The 2,309-nt window shown below is 65.9% G+C and carries 2 protein-coding genes; both read right to left on the bottom strand.

Features of this window, described 5'->3' with window-relative positions; translation table 11 throughout:
• Positions 1-243: 243 nt before the first annotated feature.
• Positions 244-1,245 (bottom strand): proline racemase family protein, encoded by a 1,002-nt coding sequence (locus E1263_RS42205; protein WP_132178076.1) that lies wholly within the window; start codon positions 1,243-1,245, stop codon positions 244-246.
• On the bottom strand, positions 1,242-2,144 hold the full coding sequence (locus E1263_RS42200; protein ID WP_132178074.1) for a dihydrodipicolinate synthase family protein: 903 nt from the start codon (positions 2,142-2,144) through the stop codon (positions 1,242-1,244). The genes E1263_RS42205 and E1263_RS42200 overlap by 4 nt, the downstream gene beginning before the upstream one ends.
• Positions 2,145-2,309: the final 165 nt, after the last annotated feature.

The raw sequence follows: 2,309 nt of genomic DNA, 5'->3' as shown, positions 1-2,309 counted from the left end.
TCACCCGCGTCGCCTTCGGCTTCCACTCACCCACCGCACTCATCGCCCTGGCCATGCTCAACCTCGGCGGTCACCGGCCCACCCTCCCCAACCGAAACTGACCCACAGATCAGTCAGGAGAGCCCCATTTGGTGGGTCAGCCCACCGCGTTGTGGGTGGGCCAACCGCATGCAGTGGGCCCACCCACACTCCCGTGGGTCAGCCCATCAAATGGGGTTTCGTCGGGGGCCCGCGGGCGGCGGGCTAGAGGACGAAGCCGGTGGGGAACGGGTCGTCGGGGTCTAGTAGGTAGTTGGCGGTGCCGGTGATCCAGGCTCGGCCGGTGACGGTCGGTACGACGGCCTGGTGGTTGCCTACCGTGGTTTCCTCGATGAGGCGGCCGGTGAAGCGGGTGCCGATGAAGGACTCGTTCACGAAATCCTCCCCGAGCGTCAGTTCGCCACGGGCGTGCAACTGCGCCATCCGGGCCGACGTACCGGTTCCGCACGGAGAGCGGTCGAACCAGCCGGGGTGGATCACCATCGCGTTGCGCGAGTGCGCGCCATCCAAGCCTGGCGCGGTGAATTGCACGTGCTTGCAACCGCTGATCCCAGGATCGAGTGGGTGCACCGGGCGATCGGTGGTGTTGATTGCCTCCATCAACGACAAGCCGGCCGCGAGGATCTGATCCTTGTACGCCCGGTCGAACGGGATCCCCAGTTGCTCCAACGGCAGGATCGCGTAGAAGTTCCCGCCATACGCGAGGTCGTAGGTCACCGACGCCAGCCCCGGCACCTCAACCACGGCATCCAAAGCATGGCTGTACGACGGAACGTTGCGCAGCGTCACGTGTTCCGCGCGACCGTTGCGCACGGCAACATCCACCACGACCAACCCAGCCGGGGTATCTAACCGAACAACAGTCACCGGCTCTTGCACCTCGACCATGCCCGACTCGACGAGCACGGTCGCGACACCGATCGTCCCGTGGCCGCACATCGGCAGGCACCCCGAGACCTCGATGTAGAGCACACCCCAGTCGGCGTCCGGACGAGTCGGCGGTTGCAAGATCGCTCCACTCATCGCCGCATGACCCCGCGGTTCGTTCATCAAGAACAATCGCAGTTCGTCGAGATGCTTCAGGAAATATTCGCGCCGCTCGGCCATCGTTGTACCGGGGACGACCCCGACTCCGCCCGTGACGACACGCGTCGGCATCCCCTCGGTGTGCGAGTCGATCGCGGTGATCGTCCGGACAGATCTCATCGGAGAGATTCCACTGCTTTCTTCATGTCCTGCTCCAGTTGTGCGACATGCTCAGGAACGAGCGGTCCACGCGGCGGGCGGCACGGGCCGCCGTACCGGCCGACGTAGTCCATGCCGTACTTGATCGCCTGCACGAACTCCACCCGCGAGTCCCACCGGAACGCCGCGACCAGCGGCTCGTACAACGCGCGGGCCTCCGCCAGTTTGCCTTGCAGAGCAAGGTCGTACAACCGCACCGACTCGGCCGGGAACACGTTCGGGAACCCGGCGAACCACCCGGTCGCGCCCATCAGCAACGCCTCGAGCGTCAGGTCGTCGGCCCCGGCGATCACCGCCAGGTCGGGCGCCAGCTCCCGGATCTCCAGGATCCGCCGCACATCACCGGAGAACTCCTTGACGGCAACAACATTCTCGATCTGCGCGATCTCCGCCAGCAACGCCGGCGTCAGGTCGACCTTCGTGTCGATCGGGTTGTTGTAGACCATCACCGGCAGGCCGGCCTTGGCCACCTCGCTGAAGTGATGAAGCACCTCGCCGCGGTTCGCCCGATACATCGTCGGCGGCAGACACAGTACGCCGTCCGCCCCGTCCTCGGCTGCCTTCTCCGCCCACGCCCGCGCCTGGTGCGCGCCAACGCCGTGTACGCCGACGACCACAACTCCATCGTTGCCCACAGCATCAATTGCCGTGCGCGCAACTGCCCGTCGCTCGTCATCGGTCAGCGACGAGTACTCTCCCAGCGACCCGTTCGGCCCGACCCCACGGCACCCGTTCTCCACCAGCCACCGGCAGTGCTCCGCATACCGATCCAGGTCCGGCCGCAACCCCGCCGGTGCCCCCGCGTCCTCCTTGTAAGGCAACGCGGTAGCCACAATCACGCCGTCCAACTTCTCCGTCACAACGCCTCCTCAACCGAAGCCAAATCACCCAACCGCACCGGTACGGCGATCGGCCGTTTCATTGATGGACTGTCGCCAACCAGCTCAGCCACATTCCGCGAACACACTCGCCCCTGACACATCCCCAAGCCAGCCCGGCTACTCAGCCGCAACGCCCGCCCCTCC

Origin of the sequence: Kribbella antibiotica, assembly GCF_004349055.1 — a bacterium.
Taxonomy (GTDB): Bacteria; Actinomycetota; Actinomycetes; order Propionibacteriales; family Kribbellaceae; genus Kribbella; species Kribbella antibiotica.
The sequence above is the reverse complement of the archived record's forward strand: the minus strand, read 5'-3'. Positions and strand labels throughout refer to the sequence as shown.